This window comes from Pedobacter aquae (genome assembly GCF_008195825.1).
Classification (GTDB): domain Bacteria; phylum Bacteroidota; class Bacteroidia; order Sphingobacteriales; family Sphingobacteriaceae; genus Pseudopedobacter; species Pseudopedobacter aquae.
Genome location: NZ_CP043329.1, coordinates 722,929 through 739,291, shown reverse-complemented (window position 1 = coordinate 739,291; position 16,363 = coordinate 722,929). Strand labels below are relative to the sequence as shown.

Genomic DNA, 16,363 nt, shown 5'->3' with positions numbered 1-16,363 from the left:
ATAAAGTTATTCTTCTAAGTATTAATAGCTTACTGCAAGCTTAAAACTAAGCCATACTTTATCCTCAATTTCTTCTAAATCGGACTTCGGTCTTCAAACTTCGGTCTTCCTTCTCCCAACATCAAGACAAAAATTTGCTTATCCACCAACCAGAATCTTTGATGGTTCTTTCTTGGGTCTCAAAATCTATATGAACAAGGCCAAAGCGAGGGTGATAACCTTCTGCCCATTCGAAATTATCAGTTAAGGTCCAAACGAAATAGCCATCAACTTTATAACCTTCTTCTTTAGCTCTTAAAACCTGTTTGATATTGTCTTGAAGGTATTTCAACCTTTCTGTATCATGAATATGTCCGTCTTTTTTAACATCAGGAAAAGCAGCACCATTTTCTGTAATCAGGAGTTTTTTTATTTGAGGATAAGCGTTAAACTGCTTTATCATTTGGTAGATAGCTTCCGGATAAACTTCCCATTTCATACTGGTGATGGGTACTTTTCTTTTTTCGGCTTTGATTAGGGAGGCACCAATATAGGGTGTTAACCACGAGTTTTTGATGATTTCTCTGGTATAATTTTGTATACCGATGAAATCAAAATTGAAGCTTAGCTGTTCTAAGTCTCCTGCTAAGATATATTTCTGTAAACCTTTAAGTACGGGAAGTTCTTTTACAGGATAACCCAAGCCTAATAAAGGCTCAATATATAAACGGTTTAGTAGCGCATTTACTCGGGCAACTGCCTTTCTATCTCTCTCTAAATTGCGATAGGGTTCTAAATAAGAACAGGAAAAGGTAGTGCCAATATTAGCTTCTGGTTTTATTTGCCTGATGATTCTGGCGCTAGCCGCAATAGCCATAGTAGCGTGATGAATAGCCGGTAGAAAATTGCTCATCCCTCGCCTACCTGGAGCATGTAGCCCTAAAAAATAGCCTGCCCCGGTAAAAACTACTGGCTCGTTCATCACAATCCAGTTATGTACTTTATCTCCATAAGTGGTGATACACAATCGGGTAAACTCTTCAAACCAAGTGATGACTTTCCTATTTGTCCAGCCGCCTTGTTTTTCTAGCTCTTGAGGCAAATCCCAATGGTAAAGGGTAATCCAAGGAGTTATGCCTTTGGCCAAACATTCATCAATAAGTTGATGATAATAGGCTATACCGGCAGGGTTTACTTCGCCTGTACCTTTTGGCAAAATACGAGACCAAGAAATGGAAAACCTAAAATTGGGGATATTTAGTTTTTTGACGAGGGCAATATCTTCTGTGTAACGATGATAAAAATCACAAGCTATATTACCATGATCTCCGTTTAAGACTTTGCCCCTTTTGCTGGTAAAAACATCCCAAATAGATGGACCTTTACCATCAGCATCATGAGCGCCTTCTATTTGATAAGCTGCAACAGAAACGCCCCATTTAAAATGAGGGTCAAATGCTTCTTTAGATGGAAATTCTTCTGGATTTAACGGCATGCCTTAACAAAAATTACGACTGCAAAATACATCCAAAAATTAGATATCAAAACAGCTTTGGGATTTAGTGGCTTTAGAAACGATTTATTTTGGTTATTTGAGCTGTTTGAACGTTATGACTTTTGCGTTAACGATGGAAGCGGCATCCTTTTTGGCTTTTTCTGCCAAAAAGATACAGCGGACAGCGTGTTAAAACGCCCAAAACACACCCTATTAGTAAACGAAGATTAGTGCGTAAATAAAGAACGTATCCTATTTAAAAACAACAGTTCTTTTATTTTATCTAGATATTTTATAAACCAGTTATACATCATGCTTTATTTTAATGATGTATGAAAGTAGCTATAGCTTATGAACTTGACGTTTATTTAAGATGAAGAAATGGTTAAGTTTTTAGATGCTGATGGTAAAATCGATTTCGAAAACATGGCCATGTTCTACAAATTGTATCGCTTCTTTTTTGCTGATTTCTTGCAAATCTTGATCGCTATCTGCATAACCCAACCAAGGCTCTATGCAAAGAAAATTTGCACCAGGTTTTGCCCAAACACCTAAGGAGGTGAAATGAGGGAAATCAAGTTTTACAAATTTATCTCCTCGCTGGCTTTTTAAAGTTACGCTTCTGGATGTTAGATTTTTAAACACCAGTGCATCGGCATCAAATAAAGTTTTATTCAGTTTTAATTCGCCCTTATCTGCTACAGGTGTGGTTTTGCCGTTAAATAAACCATTGGCAGAAAGAAGTGAGCTTTCTAAATGTTCTGGATGCTCAAAAAACAAGGTATAATCTTCATAGGCTTCGCCTGCTGTTAACGGAACTTTAAAGCCTGGGTGTGCACCTATAGAAAAATAAACACGTTTATCGTCTAAATTGATGACTTTGTATATTACTTTTAAAGAGCGCCCTTTAAGCTGATATACCACTTGAAACTCGAATTTATAGGGATATTGTTGCAGGGTATCATCGTTAAAACGCAAAGCAAAATGTGCATGGTCTGGTGCAGATTCTATCCTTCTGAAAGTGCTGGTTCTGGCAAAGCCATGCCTATTCATTTGATAAGTTTTACCATCAACCAAAAGTGTATTATCTTTTAAAGTACCTACTATGGGAAAAAGATTTGGCGCATGATAAGCCCAAAGATCTTCCTGTGCATCCCACATGTATTCTGTTTGACTTTCTTTATCAAAGAGGGAGCTTAGCTCTGCCCCTTTCATATTGATAGTAGCTTTTAGCTGGCTGTTTTCTAAAATTATCATAGGTGTAACAATTAAATTTTTTTGAATTTGCTGGCTAACATTTTCAGCATGTCTTCATCGGCTGGTTTAGCCAAATCAGGCTCCTGAGCTTTAGCTACAGGCTTGTTAAACTGTGCTTTTATTTGCTGTCCTTGTTGTGGCTTTGGCTGTTGTTGCTGTCTGTTTTCGTTCTTTTGGTTTTTATAATCGCTCCAAAGTTTTTCTAAACGATGCTTGGTGTATAAAGGAAAATCTCCGTTCATCATCCAGGCGTAGTAACTAGGTTCTTCATCAAAAACCTGAAAAACAGTTTTTCCCTTATGCTTACCGAAGTTAAAACAAGGGATATTATCGTTATTAAAAACCATTCTACCTGCAAAATCTACAGGTTTATTAAGGTTGGTAAATTGGTGTAAAGCGGCAACGTCATTTACTACCGGTTGCGATACTTTACCACTTCTATCTTCCCAATCTTTCCCCTCATACTTTTCAATTTGAGCTAATAAAACCTCATAAGTTGCTTTTATATCAGCCTCGGCAGAGTGCGCATTGATAATGTCTTTTCCGCAATAAAACTTATAAGCCGCTTTTAAGGTGCGCTGTTCCATCTGGTGGAAGATATTTTGTACATCTACAAAATGCCTATTATCAATATCAAAAGGAGCTTTTACTCGTAAAAACTCTTCCATCAACATCGGGATATCAAATTTATTGGAGTTGTAACCGGCTAAATCGGCATCGCCTAGGAAATCTATAATTTCCTGAGCTACATCTTTAAACGTTGGCGCATCTTTTATATCCTCATCATAAATACCATGTATTAAGCTAGACTCTAAAGGAATAGGCATTTGAGGGTTTATTTTAAGCGTTTTAATCAGCTCGGTACCGTCTGGCATAGCTTTCAGAATAGAGATTTCTACAATACGGTCTGATGCAACATTTACTCCTGTTGCCTCTAAATCAAAAAATGCCAGGGGGCGCTTTAGCTTTAATTTCATTTATTTTGCTCTTAAAAGATGGAAATTTATAAACCTATTGATGATGGACTTTAAGGTAAAACCTTAACCCAATATAAGGATACCTAACCATATACCTACCACCATAATGAGATAAAGCAATATTTCATTAGATGCAAATTGCTTGTATTTGCCCCAAAAATTATATCCCTTATCGTCTTTGTTCATAAACCTGTACCAAAGGTGAGTAATTTATATGGCTATAGAAAGCAAAATTTTCTTATTTAACAGAACCGCCTCTAGAAAAATACTTATAAGTGTAAGGGTCTTTAAGTTTTTGAACCATGACACCTTTTTTAGTACTGGCATGTACGTAGTAGCCATTTTGCAGAAATACACCTACATGGCTAAATTTCTTTTTGTCATAATTGAAGAAAACTAAATCACCTTCTTTAAGCTGCCCTTCATATTTCCTTTTAATGATATTTACTTGTTCTGAGGTATTTCTGGGGATGCTTTTATCATAAACTTCTTTATAAAGCAGATGGGTAAAACCAGAGCAATCTATACCGTTTTTACTTAATCCACCGAATTGATATCTTGTCCCTAGCCATTCATCAATAAACTGATAAAGCTCTGGATTTTTGATTTTCTTTTTCGGAACATCCATTAAGCGGGCATATTTTTGTACTACAGCCGTACTATTTTTGGATGCTTGTGTAATATTTTTCTTAGAAGAACAGGAAATAAATAGAAAGGTAGAAAGGAAGTAAAATAGTAATATCCTCTTTTGCATAGTTAAAATTAACAATTTATTGATGCATTAACGCAAAATTTAATATGGTATTACTATTGTGATAGCGCTACAAATAGAAATGAAGATGATAGCACCAGAAAAATATCAGGATTTAAGCCCTAGGGAAGCCATAGCTTATCAAAAAGAATTAAGAGCGTTGATTAATCTTCAAGAGCTTGATCAACCTATCCGTTATATCGCTGGCGCTGATATTTCTTTTAATAAATATGAAGAAACTGTTTATGCTGGTATTGTGATTTTAACTTACCCAGATTTGATTCTTGTTGAGGAAGCCACCGCTATTTCTAGCACTACTTTCCCTTACGTATCCGGATTATTAGCTTTTAGAGAAATACCAGCTTTGTTAGAGGCTTTTAAAAAATTGAAGCAATTGCCAGATGTGATGGTATTAGACGGACAAGGGATAGCACATGAAAGAAGATTGGGTATTGCTACGCATTTTGGTTTATTAACTGATATACCTAGCATTGGCTCTGCAAAGAGCAGGTTACATGGTCTTTATAAAGAACCGGGCAGTAAGCCTTTTGATAAAACTCCACTATTAAGTAAACAGGAAACAGTTGGCTTTGCCTTTAGAAGCAAAGCCAAGTGCAAACCTATTTTTGTATCGCCTGGTCATAAAATTTCTTTAGACCAAAGCGTAGAAATTATTAAAAACTGTATCACCAAATACCGTATCCCAGAACCAACCCGATTAGCTCATTTACTGGTTAATAGGATTAGGATTGAGGATAAGGTGAAAGTTGAGCGTCCGCAGACCGCTGTCTGAAGTCCATAGACCGCTGTCTGAAGTCCGAGGACCGCTGTCTGAAGTCCGTAGACCGCTGTCCGAAGTCTGGGCGTAAAAAAAAGTAGGAAGTTCGTAGACCGCTGTCCGAAGTCTGGGTGGAAAAAGCAGGAAGTTGAGCGTCCGCAGACCGCTGTCAGAAGTCTGGGTGGAAAAAGTAGGAAGTTCGTAGACCTCTGTCTGAAGTATGGGTGGAAAAAGTAAGAAGTAGCAACCCATAAGAAAAGATTGCTTCTTCGTTCCTCATCGCCATGACCTAATACCCGATAGCTCGGGCCTAACAAACTAATAACCTGAGTTCGATTAATAATAAAAGGATAAATGATAAATAAATCTTAGGAATAAAGAGGTAATATTCAGTTGTGTTTTATATATTTAAGTATCTGAAATTTAAGTATATAGATAAACAAAACATGAATATTACCATTGATAAAGTTACTGAAATTTTCTATTTAACAGATGAGTTTTGCAATCATTTTACAGCCAATATTAGCTCTTTTAGGATAGGAAACATTCCGAAAAGGAAGCCCCTGATGTCTGATAGCGAAGTCATTACCTTAATGGTTCTTTTTCACTCGGGCAGTTTTAGAAACATGAAGCACTTTTACCAGCAGTATGTTCAGAAACATCTGCTATCAGAATTTCCTCAAACGGTTTCCTATAATCGATTTACAGAGCTGATGCAATCAGCCGTTTTACCCATGACAATCTTTCTTAAAACGATGTGCCTGGGCGAATGCACAGGGATCTCTTTTGTTGATTCTACTCCTATCCGGGTATGTAAGAACAAACGTATCAAACGCAATCGGGTATTCAAGGATATTGCTACCGTAGGTAAATCGACCATGGGGTATTTCTTTGGGTTTAAGCTTCATCTAATTATTAATGACAAGGGTGAAATTCTAAACTTTGTCATTACCCAAGGCAATGTAGATGACAGAGAACCGCTTAAAAATGAACGGTTTATCCAGGCTGTCAAGGGTAAGCTATATGCCGATAAAGGATACTTATCCAAAGAACTGACCCACATGCTGTTTGTGGACGGATTACATCTAATTACCAACATCAGAAACAATATGAAGAATTGTTTAATGGAATTGAAAGATAAAATTATGCTAAGAAAGCGCTCGGTGATTGAAACCATCAATGATGAATTAAAAAATATGTGCCAGATTGAGCATTCAAGACATCGCTCTTTTGGTAATTTTTTGACTAATATTTTATCAGGACTAATCGCTTACAGCTTCTTTCCTAAAAAACCGGCTATCAAATATGAAGTACAAAAAACCTCGCAGGTGAGCCTATTTTTATAATCGAACTCAGGTTAATACCTAACAACCCAACCAACTAACAAACTAATACCTAACAAACTAACCACCTAACAAACTAACCACCTAACAAACTAATCAACTAACCACCTAACAAACTAATCAACTAACCACCTAACAAACTAATCAACTAACCACCTAGTCCAAATAACCAAACTTACCTAAATTCACATCTTCAAAGGCTTGGACAATTTCTTCGCGGGTATTCATTACGAAAGGACCATGAGCTGCAATAGGCTCTAAAATAGGCTCTCCGCTTAAAATTAAAACCACACTATGTTCTAATGCTTCAATGGTAAAATCTTCCCCTTCATTTTTAAATAGCAAGAAATTATCGGTAGCTACAGTTTTGTCATCATTTACCTTAATGCTGCCTTCTACCACCAATAAGGCGGTATTGTAATGCGCAGGAAAAGAGAATGTTGCTTTGCCGCCTGTATTAAGTTTTGCATTTTGCAAATGAACCGGCGTAAAAGTTGACGCCGCACCATGTGTATCTTGGTAAGCCCCAGAAATAATGTCTATAGTTCCTCCATTGTTATCCAAAGTATATCTTTGAATATTTTCTTTGGTGATTTCCTGATATTTAGGCTTAGACATTTTATCCTTAGCAGGTAAATTAACCCATAGCTGTACCATTTGGAAATCGCCACCAGCTTTGCTAAACTCTTGCTCGTGATATTCTTTATGCAAAATACCTGAAGCGGCTGTCATCCATTGCACATCCCCTTCACCTATGATACCGCTATTTCCAGCGCTATCATGATGAGCTATTTTCCCTTTATAAGCTATGGTTACCGTCTCAAAACCACGGTGAGGGTGTACGCTTACACCTCTTGGCTTATCTGTTGGTGGGAAATAAAATTTAGAATTATAATCTAACATGATAAAAGGACTCATCCTTTGCATGCTTAAACCATAGCTTCCTGGTATAAAATTGTGTACTCTAAAACCATCGCCTACCATATGTGGTGCTGGCGGAGTAAAAATATGTTCAATGCTTTTAGTTTTCATCTTTTTTAATTTTATGATTCAAATTTACAGGAAAGAAAAAAGCTGGGCATTGATGTATGATAAGAAATTAATGAGGTTTGAAATTTCTTCTCGCTAATTCTTTACGTACCCTACTTAAAGATTCTGGCGTTAACCCTAAGTAAGAAGCTATCATCCATTGTGGTAAACGTAATGTAAGTTCTGGATAAAGTTTTATAAAATCTAGATAACGTTGCTCTGCAGTAGCGCCCAATAAAAGATTTACTCTTTTTTGTAAATGCCTAATATGGCTATGCAATGCTTTATGGTTAAAAGCCCTGTAAACCGTACTGATATTACTGGCTAGGGTGATAAAATCTTCATTTAGCATCACCAATTCGGTATCTTCTACAGCATCAATAAACAATTCAGAAGGTTCATTAAAAAAAAAGCTGCTTCTATCTACAATCATCCAATCTTCTGGCGCAAATTGGATAATATGTTCCTTCCCTTGCTCATCAATGGTGTAAGAACGTAATAAACCTTTTGATACGAAGAAAGAAGAGCTACAAATTTCTCCTTGCCGCAATACAAAATCACCTTTTTTAATAGATTTAGATTTTAAATAATGGCTAATTTCTAAAAATTGCTCATCAGTAATATCAGAATGCTTTTGGATATAGTTTTTAAAGTTATCAAGCATCATTAAAACAAATTAAATAAAACTTTAAAACTGGTTCCTTTACCTAGTTCAGAACTTACCTGAATAGTTATTTGATGGTAAGATGCAATACTTTTTACTATAGCTAAGCCCAAACCATAGCCAGGATTTTCTGCCTGATCACTTTTTCTGAACCTATTAAATATAAAAGGGATTTGTGCTTTAGCGATGCCTCTACCTGTATCTTTTACCGTTATCTGGTATTGATTAAAGCTTAATAACTCGTCAAAAATTTCAATGCTACCTTTTTCTTTATTGAATTTGATGGCATTATTGATGAGGTTATAAAAAAGCTGAAAAAGTAAGTCTTGATTAACTTGCTTGAGCAACACATCTTCTTTTAGATTTAAATGAATTTGGATGTTTTTCTCTTCTAAACGATGACTTATTTCTTCCAGAATATCCTGTAGCAATGCTATAGGTTTTACTTCATCCTTTTTTACAAATTGCTCATTATCTATCCTTGAGATAAGCAATAAAGAACTCGAAATCTTCTTTAGCCTATCCAAAGTTTTCATGGTTTCGAGGATACCTAATTCAGCAGATTCTGATAAATCTTCATCTCGTAATAAGTTTTCTAGCTTATGCTGTAAAATGCTGATGGGCGTCATCAATTCATGAGATGCATTGGCCGTAAACTCCCTTTCTTTGGCAAAAGCTTCATTAATTTGCTTCATCAAAATCAGGATAGATTCATCCAAATAGGTAAAATCTGTTGTACTGGTATTTATTTTAGTGTCTTGATCTTTAAACGGAAATTTACGGTTCACCAATCTGGTTTTAATAATTTGCCCTAATGGTTTAACCAATAAACGGGTAAAAGTAACATCAATTAAAACAGTAAAAACAATTAAACTAATGAGCACATACAATGCAAAACGCTGTAAAGGTTGGTTGTATTGATGGATGCTGGCTAAAGTTTTACCCACCTCTAATAAATAAGGCTTATTTTGATAGTTAAACGTATAACTTAAAACTCGGTAGTTAAGCGTATCTCCTTCAATAATTCTTTTGGTGTCTTTTATGGTGTCTAAAATGGTTTTCTCTTGATGAGGCTCTAAAGCGATGTACTCTTCTTTTAAAAGTGTGTAGCTACCATAACTATCTTCACCTTGCAGGTAATGCTGAATACCATTTTCTGCAACAATATCCATCACCTTTTCTTGCTGCTCTTTTAAAATATAATTGGTGTATTCTGATGCAATTTGATCTACCAAAAATGGCAATAACAAAATAAACAAAGCCGCAACAGCAAGCTTAGAACCAGCAATAAACAAGAGCAATTTGGTAGCTAGTTTCATTATTTTCTTATTCTATAACCTACACCTCTTACAGTTTCTAACCATTCTGTAGAGGCTAAAACATTCAATTTTTTTCTAATGTTCTTGATATGTGCATCTATATAATTAGAATCATAATCTACATCGGCAAAGGTACCCCAAATATGCTCGCTTAATTGCATACGCGTTAACACCCTGTTTTTATGCAGAAGCAAATAACTCAACAAATCAAATTCCTTTCTGGATAGCTCTATCTCTTGTTTGTTATGGATAACCAAGCGTTTTTGTATATCTATCTCAAAATCTCCTATAGTTAATAACTCATCCTGAACGTTAAACTTCCTACGGGCAATAGCCTGCATTCTAGATTGTAGTTCTAATAGGTAAAAAGGTTTTGCTAAATAATCATCAGCACCTAAATCTAAACCTGTTATTTTATCTTCTAAATTCCCTCGGGCGGTAATGATGATAAATACCGCTTCTGGATGCGATTTTTTTATCTTTTTCAGAATATCAAGGCCATCACCATCGGGTAAACCTAAATCTATCAGGATAAAATCATAGCTGTTAATTTGTGCTTTTTCTAATCCGTCATGAAAGGTATGTGCCAAATCACAAACATAAAAAGCCTTCTTAAGAAAGGTTTCCATTTCGTAAGCCAAGGTTTTTTCATCTTCTATGATTAAAACTTTCATATAATTAGAATTGATAATAAAATGCTAAACCAAAAAAAGACTGATTTCGTTTTACACCAGGCTCTGTCTCATGCCCTAAAATGGTGAATTGATAGCTAAGTTCTGCTAAGTAATTTGCCCGACTGTAATTTATAGGTAGTTTAAAATTATAGGCCAACATACTAAAAGTAGAGGCTTCTATAGTTTCTGTAACGCTACCTGCATTGCCTGCATTACCACTTCCAGCATTGGGGTTTTTACTATTTCCCTTCCCTCTCTTTTCCTTTTCTATGGTATAAGTTTCAAAAAAATTTCGGCTACCAGCCACTAGCTCTATACAAGGCTCAATAGATATTAAATCATTTTCTGTGATATTAAACAAAGAAATATCTTTTGATTGGCCCCAACTCATGAAAATATCATCTGCTTTGCCGAAAGAATAATCTGTACTGAAAACACTTTTAAACCAAGGTAAATGATATGTGGCCATAAAACTTACATTATTGGTATTAGCTGCTTGTAGTAAAGGTGAATTTTTAGGATAAAAGAATTTATAATAAGAAAGACCAACGCTAAACTTATCATTAATTTCATAATCATAACCTATTCCTAAATCCCTTCAGAAACGAAAGAACTATCACTAAACAACCTGTAAGAACCGGCAGAAACATAAAAACCAGAAGGAAACCTTAGCGTAGCGTTTAACAAGGCATAGGGTAGTTTCTCTGATGTTACTTGTCCGTAATAACTAATATTACTGTTGTATAAAGCTGCTAATGTTAATGTTTTAGCCTCCTTTACAGTATCTGTCTGCGCCTTTAAGGCAACTGCTAAAACATTCAATAGCATGAGTAGAAATGTAGTTTTCCTAATCATGAGGTAGATATTAATTAACGTTTCTTAATATTTGGCTTTACAATCTTAATCTTTTTAGGTTGCACTTTAGGCTTTACACTAGCAGGTTTAAGTTGTTTTTTTGCTTTAGGAACTTGCTTTATCTCTGGCTGTGCTGGTTTTGCCTGTGTTTCTTTAGGGTCTGCCTGTTTTGTCTCCACCGTTTTTTTATCCTTTTCTTGATAAAAATCAACTTCCGAAGCAGCAACAGCATTTGCATACACGCTAAATAACAATGCTAAAGCCAATAACCGAAGAGGAAAAATTCTGTTCATGCTGTAAATATAAAAAAGTTTGTCTCCCTGAGGAGACAAACTCATCTACCTATCCTTAACATGGAGTTCGTTAAGTACAACAAAGATGTATCCCTTAAATGAAATTTTGATGAAATTTTAGAAATAAAAAAAAATTTCTTTTTCATGTTCTTTTCATGTTGCCCTCACAACTTTGATGATGTAAAACTTATGGTTTAACCTTTTTAATTATTATAGACATGAAAAAGAAATTAGCATATTCAATATTTGCACTGGTATTAGGTTTAGGTGTATTCTCTGCTTGCCAGAAAGAAGAAATTACAGATGGTAAAAGTAAAGTAGAAATCAGGATGACTGATGCACCTGGTAGCTTTGACGCTATTAATTTAGATGTTAAAGAAATTATATTGCTATCTGATGATGAGCCTTATGTATTTCCGGTAACCACCAATATTTTTAATATCCTTGATTTTAGAATTGGCACCAGCAATCCAGATATTTTAGTGGCAAGCGGAGAAATGCCTGCTGGAGAAATTACAGAAATAAGATTAGTACTTAATGAAGGAAATACCATTGTTATTGATGGTAAAGAAATGCCGCTACAAACGCCAAGCGGACAATCATCAGGATTTAAAGTTAAACTCACAGAAAATCCAGAATTATTATCTGGTGCAGCTTATACCTTATTGCTAGATTTTGATGCTGCTAAATCAATTGTTAAAACTGGAAACGGCAAATATCTTTTAAAACCTGTAGTTAGAGGTATAACGGCAGCTACAACAGGTTTAATTGCTGGCACTGTTTTACCATTAGAAAGTGCGCCAGAAGTTTTAGTGATATCAGGTACTGATACTGTGGGTACTGTACCTCATGCAGAAACTGGCGCATTTACCGTTGGAGGCTTAAGAGCCGGAACTTATTCGGTAAAATTTGTACCAGTAGCTGGTTTTAAAGACTCTACCATAACCAATGTGAGCGTAACTGCCGGGCAAATTAAAAGCCTTGGAACCGTAGTACTTAAACCGTAATTATATATCAGAAAGGCAGGTAATGAAAAAAGCCTGCCTTTTAATCATTTCATTTAGAAGGAGCAAGAAAGATGAGGAAGGCAATTTTCATAGCTATAGCGATGATAGGTTTTATCGCTCATAGCGCACAATCACAAGTAAATATCAATGTCAATATAGGTTCTCAACCAGCCTGGGGGCCGGTTGGATATGACCGAGTAGATTATTACTATTTACCTGAAATAGAAAGCTATTATAATGTGCCCAGCAGGCAGTTTATTTACCTTAGTAATGGAAACTGGGTTTTTGCCACTTCTTTGCCTACTAGGTATAGAAATTACGATTTATATAGTGGTTATAAAGTAGTCATCAACTCGCCAAGACCCTATTTACATTTTAGAGATCATAGAGTTAGATACTCGAAATATAAACACAATAGATCTCAGTCTATTATTTATAGAAGTAATAACCCGAGATATTATATCGTAAAAGGACATCCAAGATACAGACACCATGATGATGATGACGACGACCGTTATGATAGATCTAGGTATGCTTCTTATGACCGAGACTACAGGGGCAACTACCGCGGCCATAAAGGTAAAGGCCATGGAAACGGTAAAAATAAAGAAAGAGATTAACCCTAAAACAATTAAAACTGTTGTACCATAAGGCACCTGCTTTGGTAAATTTAAAACTGCTTCAATTTATGAGATTTCCCCAAACGATTCTCGATGCAGCTAACCGAAGCAGGTCCTTATATTTAAAGATTCCTTACCATGAAAATTCTTTTTTCAAAACAGCTCTTAACCTATCTGTAGGTAAACCCATTACATTGGTATAAGAACCCTCTATCCTATTTACAGCTACTAAACCTATCCAATCTTGAATGCCGTAAGCCCCTGCCTTATCAAAAGGTCTATGGTTTTTCACATAATAGCTTATTTCATCAAGACTTAAAGGGTTAAAATAAACCAAAGTTTCCTCGCTAAAAGTAATTTGCTTTACCGCCGATCTTACACTTACACCCGTAATGACTTGGTGTTTTCTTCCTGCTAGTTTACCAATCATGGCTATAGCATCAGTTTCATCTATAGGTTTTCCTAAAATCTCATTATTTATCAAAACAATGGTATCAGCGGTAATTAATATGCCATCATCAGGAATATCAAATGCAGCAGCTTTTTTATCCGCAATAAAGGCAGCTACCTCTGTAAGAGCTAAATCACCAGGATAACTTTCATCAACATCTTTTAAAAGCAGCTCAAAGCTATATCCCATAAGGTTTAATAACTCTTGTCTTCTTGGTGATTTTGATGCCAGATATAGTTTTGTGTTCATGAATTAGAAATTAATAGCCTTTAAGCCCGCAAAAATAGCCCAAATAAACAGCTATTTTAAAAATTATATTTTTTGGTATCAATTATGTTGATGCTTTGGCAGATACCTACTGGAGTTTGAAACATGAAAAACCAATTTCAACCCATTCATCATCCTTCTACTCATCAAGAAAAAGAGTTTAGAGAGTTTATAAGAATGGACAACACCTCGCAAATTTGGCAATTATATAGAAATTGCAGACAGCGTTTATTGATGGTTAACGACTGGGGGAAGCACTATTTGCAACATTTAAATGCTCAATTTATCTTACATGATAGCTTTGGCTACGAGGTGCAGAGGACAGCTCAAGTTGGGGATTATATTAAAATTTTAAACAACTGTTTTTCTCAAAAAAACATCTTTTGGTTAGAAATAGAAAGTATAGCCTTTAACCATGAATTTGACAGCAGCGAGGAAAGTGTTATCATGAATTTAAAAACCGCAGATGACCCTAAATACCAAACAGATAGATATTCTAAACTTGGTGTAGAGAGTTGTATGATAAGTATCAGAAGGGTATTGAATACCATTTTAGCCCATATAAAGGTTAATGAGCAAACAACAACACCAAATTTTTACCACTCTAAAAAGGATATAAAATGGCTTTATAATTTTAAATGGGATTATGTTTTAAAAGATATTACTTGCTGATAGAGCCATCATGCGCATTAGGCTGGGCATCAAACCAGTTATGCTGGATTTTCAAGACCTTTTCTATAATATCTCTAGCTACCCCAGAGCCACCATTTTGGGGAGATATATAGTGGGCTACAGCTTTTATTTCTTCAACAGCATCAGCCGGGCAAACGGCTAAAGGTGCTATTTGCATCATAGGTAAATCAGGAATATCATCCCCCACGTAAAGAAAATCATCAGCTTTAAGCTTTTCTTCTTTAATAAGTTGATGATATACAGCTATTTTATCTGAGATACCCAAAAATATATGTTGGATACCTAAGCCTAAAAGTCTTTTCTCAACTCCGGAAGATTTTGCACCAGAAATAACAATAATGTTATAACCTTTCTTTACAGCCAATTGTAAAGCATAACCATCTTTGATATTGAATTGCCTTAACTGCTCGCCGGTTTCTGTTACTAAAACATTACCATTGGTTAAAACACCATCAACATCAAAAATGAAAGTGCTTATATCTTTGAGTTTTTCTAGCATGTGTACTTAAAGAACTTATTGATTGTCTCTCCACTCGTACACCCAAGCAGATTGGATTTGCTCTAAATGCCCCTCATTACACTCTTCTTTAGTACCTGCAAAACTAGGTAGTTCTAATACCCAATTCATCAAATCTGTAAAGCGTATGCGGTATATTTTAGATTCGCCAAATTCATCGCCAAACTTTTCGTAAAGTCCCATGGCAATATCTTCATAGTCATTCCAATGAATGGGTAAAGCGTATTTATCGTTATTCATGTATAATTATATTAATGACCTAAGAATTGAGATTGGTCTGGAATTGTAATTTCTATATCTCCATCTATCATCACACACTGGCAACCTAGTCTGGAATTAATTCTTGGATTTATCGCTCTGTCTATAAAATCTTCTTCTTTATCAGATATTTCCTGAATATTGTCTTCGCCTTTGTTTACATAAACATGGCAGGTACTGCAACCGCAAACTCCACCACAATTATGCTGTAACTCTATACCGTTATCCAGACAAATGTCTAAGACAGATTCACCTTCTGCAATGGCCAGCTCCTTTGGCTCTAAACCTTTTTCCTCGAAATTTATTTTAATCTTGTAAATATTCATGCCTCGGCAAAAGTAATAATTTATTTAAGCGAAGACGTGTCTTTTGCATACATTTTGACTATGTCTTGACTTATTTGCTCGTACAACAATTTCCACGCTGTATTAGTTTGTAATAAATCAAGATGTTTTTGGATGGTAAGCTGGTCGTTTCTCTTCGCCGGACCAGTTTGCGCTTCTGATGGCAGTACTTGCTGCACTTTTGCAGCCGTTTCTTGTATTAGAGGTCTTATCAAGTTAAAATCAAGACCAGATTGCTGCATTAATGCTTGTGCTATGCTATAAAAATGGTTGGTAAAATTACAAGCAAATACAGCAGCTGTATGCAGTATTAACCTTTGCTGAGAATTGATGTAGTAAGTTTTGGTAGATAATGCCTTAACTAAATTAAATAAAGCCTGTGTACTGCTTTCATCAAAGGCTTCTATACCTATCGGAATTTGAGAAAAATCAAGCTCAACAGCTTTAGAGAATGTTTGTAAAGGATAAATTACGCCTGCTTTTTGGGTAAATGGCAATAGTACATCTAAAACGGTTGAACCGGATGTGTGTACCAATAACTGTTGCGGTAATAGTTTCAGCTCTTTAGCTACAGAGGCAATAGCTTCATCACTTACAGCAATGATAATTAAATCAATATCGGTATCAATTTGGTTTAAATTGGTGATAGAATCGGCACCAATTTCTAAAGCTAAAGCTACTGCCTTATCAGCTGTTCTGTTCCAGATTTGTTTTACGGGATGCCCGGCATGTATCAAAGCTTTTGATAAATGCCAGGCCATATTTCCTGCTCCTAAAACAGCAATATTCATC

22 protein-coding genes are annotated in these 16,363 nt (G+C 35.6%); 5 read left to right on the top strand and 17 right to left on the bottom strand.

Annotated features, from left to right (window positions below):
- Positions 1-121 precede the first annotated feature (121 nt).
- From FYC62_RS03420 to FYC62_RS03405, 5 genes are all read right to left on the bottom strand, one after another.
- The gene (locus FYC62_RS03420) at positions 122-1,474 is read right to left on the bottom strand and encodes a GH1 family beta-glucosidase (RefSeq protein WP_149073923.1); all 1,353 of its coding nucleotides are present in this window, start codon (positions 1,472-1,474) and stop codon (positions 122-124) included.
- 393 nt (positions 1,475-1,867) lie between these two features.
- Positions 1,868-2,731: an aldose 1-epimerase family protein gene (locus tag FYC62_RS03415; RefSeq protein WP_149073922.1), complete on the bottom strand. Its 864-nt coding sequence runs from the start codon at positions 2,729-2,731 to the stop codon at positions 1,868-1,870.
- 11 nt (positions 2,732-2,742) lie between these two features.
- On the bottom strand, positions 2,743-3,708 hold the full coding sequence (locus tag FYC62_RS03410; protein ID WP_039453023.1) for a 3'-5' exonuclease: 966 nt from the start codon (positions 3,706-3,708) through the stop codon (positions 2,743-2,745).
- Between the two features lie 63 nt (positions 3,709-3,771).
- Positions 3,772-3,894 carry a hypothetical protein gene (locus FYC62_RS17765; RefSeq protein WP_262713578.1) on the bottom strand — a complete coding sequence of 41 codons (123 nt, stop codon included), beginning with the start codon at positions 3,892-3,894 and terminating at the stop codon, positions 3,772-3,774.
- Positions 3,895-3,946: 52 nt separating this feature from the next.
- Positions 3,947-4,462: a C40 family peptidase gene (locus tag FYC62_RS03405; RefSeq protein WP_149073921.1), complete on the bottom strand. Its 516-nt coding sequence runs from the start codon at positions 4,460-4,462 to the stop codon at positions 3,947-3,949.
- Positions 4,463-4,541: 79 nt separating this feature from the next.
- On the opposite strand from FYC62_RS03405, the gene nfi reads away from it, so the two are divergent.
- Together nfi and FYC62_RS03390 are read left to right on the top strand one after the other, a co-directional pair.
- Positions 4,542-5,252, top strand: coding sequence for a deoxyribonuclease V (nfi, locus tag FYC62_RS03400; RefSeq protein ID WP_240534796.1), 711 nt, complete (start codon positions 4,542-4,544; stop codon positions 5,250-5,252).
- Between the two features lie 431 nt (positions 5,253-5,683).
- Positions 5,684-6,583, top strand: coding sequence for an IS982 family transposase (locus tag FYC62_RS03390; RefSeq protein ID WP_149073919.1), 900 nt, complete (start codon positions 5,684-5,686; stop codon positions 6,581-6,583).
- 153 nt (positions 6,584-6,736) lie between these two features.
- Here the strand turns inward: FYC62_RS03390 and FYC62_RS03385 are convergent, their stop codons facing one another.
- The 7 genes from FYC62_RS03385 to FYC62_RS03355 all read right to left on the bottom strand — a co-directional run bounded on the left by FYC62_RS03385 (position 6,737) and on the right by FYC62_RS03355 (position 11,414).
- The gene (locus FYC62_RS03385; RefSeq protein WP_149073918.1) at positions 6,737-7,612 is read right to left on the bottom strand and encodes a pirin family protein; all 876 of its coding nucleotides are present in this window, start codon (positions 7,610-7,612) and stop codon (positions 6,737-6,739) included.
- 67 nt (positions 7,613-7,679) lie between these two features.
- The gene (locus FYC62_RS03380) at positions 7,680-8,276 is read right to left on the bottom strand and encodes a Crp/Fnr family transcriptional regulator (protein WP_317131513.1); all 597 of its coding nucleotides are present in this window, start codon (positions 8,274-8,276) and stop codon (positions 7,680-7,682) included.
- Positions 8,276-9,592: a sensor histidine kinase gene (locus FYC62_RS03375; protein ID WP_149073917.1), complete on the bottom strand. Its 1,317-nt coding sequence runs from the start codon at positions 9,590-9,592 to the stop codon at positions 8,276-8,278. Before FYC62_RS03375 ends, FYC62_RS03380 begins: the two co-directional genes overlap by 1 nt.
- On the bottom strand, positions 9,592-10,266 hold the full coding sequence (locus FYC62_RS03370) for a response regulator transcription factor (RefSeq protein WP_149073916.1): 675 nt from the start codon (positions 10,264-10,266) through the stop codon (positions 9,592-9,594). The genes FYC62_RS03375 and FYC62_RS03370 overlap by 1 nt, the downstream gene beginning before the upstream one ends.
- A gap of 4 nt (positions 10,267-10,270) precedes the next feature.
- A complete protein-coding gene (locus tag FYC62_RS03365) occupies positions 10,271-10,735 on the bottom strand; it encodes a hypothetical protein (protein WP_149073915.1) in 465 nt (154 codons plus the stop codon).
- Between the two features lie 119 nt (positions 10,736-10,854).
- Positions 10,855-11,121, bottom strand: a complete 267-nt coding sequence (locus FYC62_RS03360; RefSeq protein ID WP_149073914.1) for a hypothetical protein — start codon at positions 11,119-11,121, stop codon at positions 10,855-10,857.
- Positions 11,122-11,135: 14 nt separating this feature from the next.
- Positions 11,136-11,414: a hypothetical protein gene (locus FYC62_RS03355; RefSeq protein ID WP_149073913.1), complete on the bottom strand. Its 279-nt coding sequence runs from the start codon at positions 11,412-11,414 to the stop codon at positions 11,136-11,138.
- A gap of 218 nt (positions 11,415-11,632) precedes the next feature.
- Between FYC62_RS03355 and FYC62_RS03350 the strand changes: the two genes are divergently transcribed.
- A complete protein-coding gene (locus tag FYC62_RS03350) occupies positions 11,633-12,421 on the top strand; it encodes a DUF4382 domain-containing protein (RefSeq protein ID WP_149073912.1) in 789 nt (262 codons plus the stop codon).
- A 71-nt stretch (positions 12,422-12,492) separates the two neighbouring features.
- A complete protein-coding gene (locus tag FYC62_RS03345) occupies positions 12,493-13,041 on the top strand; it encodes a hypothetical protein (protein WP_039453041.1) in 549 nt (182 codons plus the stop codon).
- Between the two features lie 133 nt (positions 13,042-13,174).
- On the opposite strand, the gene FYC62_RS03340 is transcribed toward FYC62_RS03345, so the two are convergent.
- A complete protein-coding gene (locus FYC62_RS03340) occupies positions 13,175-13,741 on the bottom strand; it encodes a Maf family nucleotide pyrophosphatase (RefSeq protein WP_149073911.1) in 567 nt (188 codons plus the stop codon).
- A 123-nt stretch (positions 13,742-13,864) separates the two neighbouring features.
- Between FYC62_RS03340 and FYC62_RS03335 the strand changes: the two genes are divergently transcribed.
- The gene (locus tag FYC62_RS03335) at positions 13,865-14,431 is read left to right on the top strand and encodes a hypothetical protein (RefSeq protein ID WP_149073910.1); all 567 of its coding nucleotides are present in this window, start codon (positions 13,865-13,867) and stop codon (positions 14,429-14,431) included.
- Here FYC62_RS03335 and FYC62_RS03330 read toward each other — a convergent pair.
- The 4 genes from FYC62_RS03330 to FYC62_RS03315 are packed head-to-tail and all read right to left on the bottom strand — an operon-like array spanning position 14,421 to position 16,362.
- On the bottom strand, positions 14,421-14,951 hold the full coding sequence (locus tag FYC62_RS03330; protein ID WP_149073909.1) for a KdsC family phosphatase: 531 nt from the start codon (positions 14,949-14,951) through the stop codon (positions 14,421-14,423). The two genes, FYC62_RS03335 and FYC62_RS03330, sit on opposite strands and share 11 nt — an antisense overlap.
- Before the next feature lie 15 nt (positions 14,952-14,966).
- On the bottom strand, positions 14,967-15,209 hold the full coding sequence (iscX, locus tag FYC62_RS03325; RefSeq protein WP_026903412.1) for a Fe-S cluster assembly protein IscX: 243 nt from the start codon (positions 15,207-15,209) through the stop codon (positions 14,967-14,969).
- Between the two features lie 11 nt (positions 15,210-15,220).
- Positions 15,221-15,553 carry a 2Fe-2S iron-sulfur cluster-binding protein gene (locus FYC62_RS03320; protein ID WP_149073908.1) on the bottom strand — a complete coding sequence of 111 codons (333 nt, stop codon included), beginning with the start codon at positions 15,551-15,553 and terminating at the stop codon, positions 15,221-15,223.
- Between the two features lie 20 nt (positions 15,554-15,573).
- Positions 15,574-16,362: a Rossmann-like and DUF2520 domain-containing protein gene (locus FYC62_RS03315; protein WP_149073907.1), complete on the bottom strand. Its 789-nt coding sequence runs from the start codon at positions 16,360-16,362 to the stop codon at positions 15,574-15,576.
- Position 16,363: the final 1 nt, after the last annotated feature.

Coding starts and splice junctions, on each gene's coding strand:
- FYC62_RS03410 (WP_039453023.1), bottom strand. CDS start 3,708: ATGAAATTAAAGCTAAAGCGCCCCCTGGCATTTTTTGATTTAGAGGCA.
- iscX (WP_026903412.1), bottom strand. CDS start 15,209: ATGAATAACGATAAATACGCTTTACCCATTCATTGGAATGACTATGAA.
- FYC62_RS03345 (WP_039453041.1), top strand. CDS start 12,493: ATGAGGAAGGCAATTTTCATAGCTATAGCGATGATAGGTTTTATCGCT.
- FYC62_RS17765 (WP_262713578.1), bottom strand. CDS start 3,894: ATGAACAAAGACGATAAGGGATATAATTTTTGGGGCAAATACAAGCAA.
- FYC62_RS03375 (WP_149073917.1), bottom strand. CDS start 9,592: ATGAAACTAGCTACCAAATTGCTCTTGTTTATTGCTGGTTCTAAGCTT.
- FYC62_RS03360 (WP_149073914.1), bottom strand. CDS start 11,121: ATGATTAGGAAAACTACATTTCTACTCATGCTATTGAATGTTTTAGCA.
- FYC62_RS03330 (WP_149073909.1), bottom strand. CDS start 14,951: ATGCTAGAAAAACTCAAAGATATAAGCACTTTCATTTTTGATGTTGAT.
- FYC62_RS03355 (WP_149073913.1), bottom strand. CDS start 11,414: ATGAACAGAATTTTTCCTCTTCGGTTATTGGCTTTAGCATTGTTATTT.
- FYC62_RS03390 (WP_149073919.1), top strand. CDS start 5,684: ATGAATATTACCATTGATAAAGTTACTGAAATTTTCTATTTAACAGAT.
- FYC62_RS03380 (WP_317131513.1), bottom strand. CDS start 8,276: ATGATGCTTGATAACTTTAAAAACTATATCCAAAAGCATTCTGATATT.
- FYC62_RS03415 (WP_149073922.1), bottom strand. CDS start 2,731: ATGATAATTTTAGAAAACAGCCAGCTAAAAGCTACTATCAATATGAAA.
- nfi (WP_240534796.1), top strand. CDS start 4,542: ATGAAGATGATAGCACCAGAAAAATATCAGGATTTAAGCCCTAGGGAA.
- FYC62_RS03350 (WP_149073912.1), top strand. CDS start 11,633: ATGAAAAAGAAATTAGCATATTCAATATTTGCACTGGTATTAGGTTTA.
- FYC62_RS03420 (WP_149073923.1), bottom strand. CDS start 1,474: ATGCCGTTAAATCCAGAAGAATTTCCATCTAAAGAAGCATTTGACCCT.
- FYC62_RS03365 (WP_149073915.1), bottom strand. CDS start 10,735: ATGGCCACATATCATTTACCTTGGTTTAAAAGTGTTTTCAGTACAGAT.
- FYC62_RS03335 (WP_149073910.1), top strand. CDS start 13,865: ATGAAAAACCAATTTCAACCCATTCATCATCCTTCTACTCATCAAGAA.
- FYC62_RS03370 (WP_149073916.1), bottom strand. CDS start 10,266: ATGAAAGTTTTAATCATAGAAGATGAAAAAACCTTGGCTTACGAAATG.
- FYC62_RS03340 (WP_149073911.1), bottom strand. CDS start 13,741: ATGAACACAAAACTATATCTGGCATCAAAATCACCAAGAAGACAAGAG.
- FYC62_RS03315 (WP_149073907.1), bottom strand. CDS start 16,362: ATGAATATTGCTGTTTTAGGAGCAGGAAATATGGCCTGGCATTTATCA.
- FYC62_RS03405 (WP_149073921.1), bottom strand. CDS start 4,462: ATGCAAAAGAGGATATTACTATTTTACTTCCTTTCTACCTTTCTATTT.
- FYC62_RS03385 (WP_149073918.1), bottom strand. CDS start 7,612: ATGAAAACTAAAAGCATTGAACATATTTTTACTCCGCCAGCACCACAT.
- FYC62_RS03320 (WP_149073908.1), bottom strand. CDS start 15,553: ATGAATATTTACAAGATTAAAATAAATTTCGAGGAAAAAGGTTTAGAG.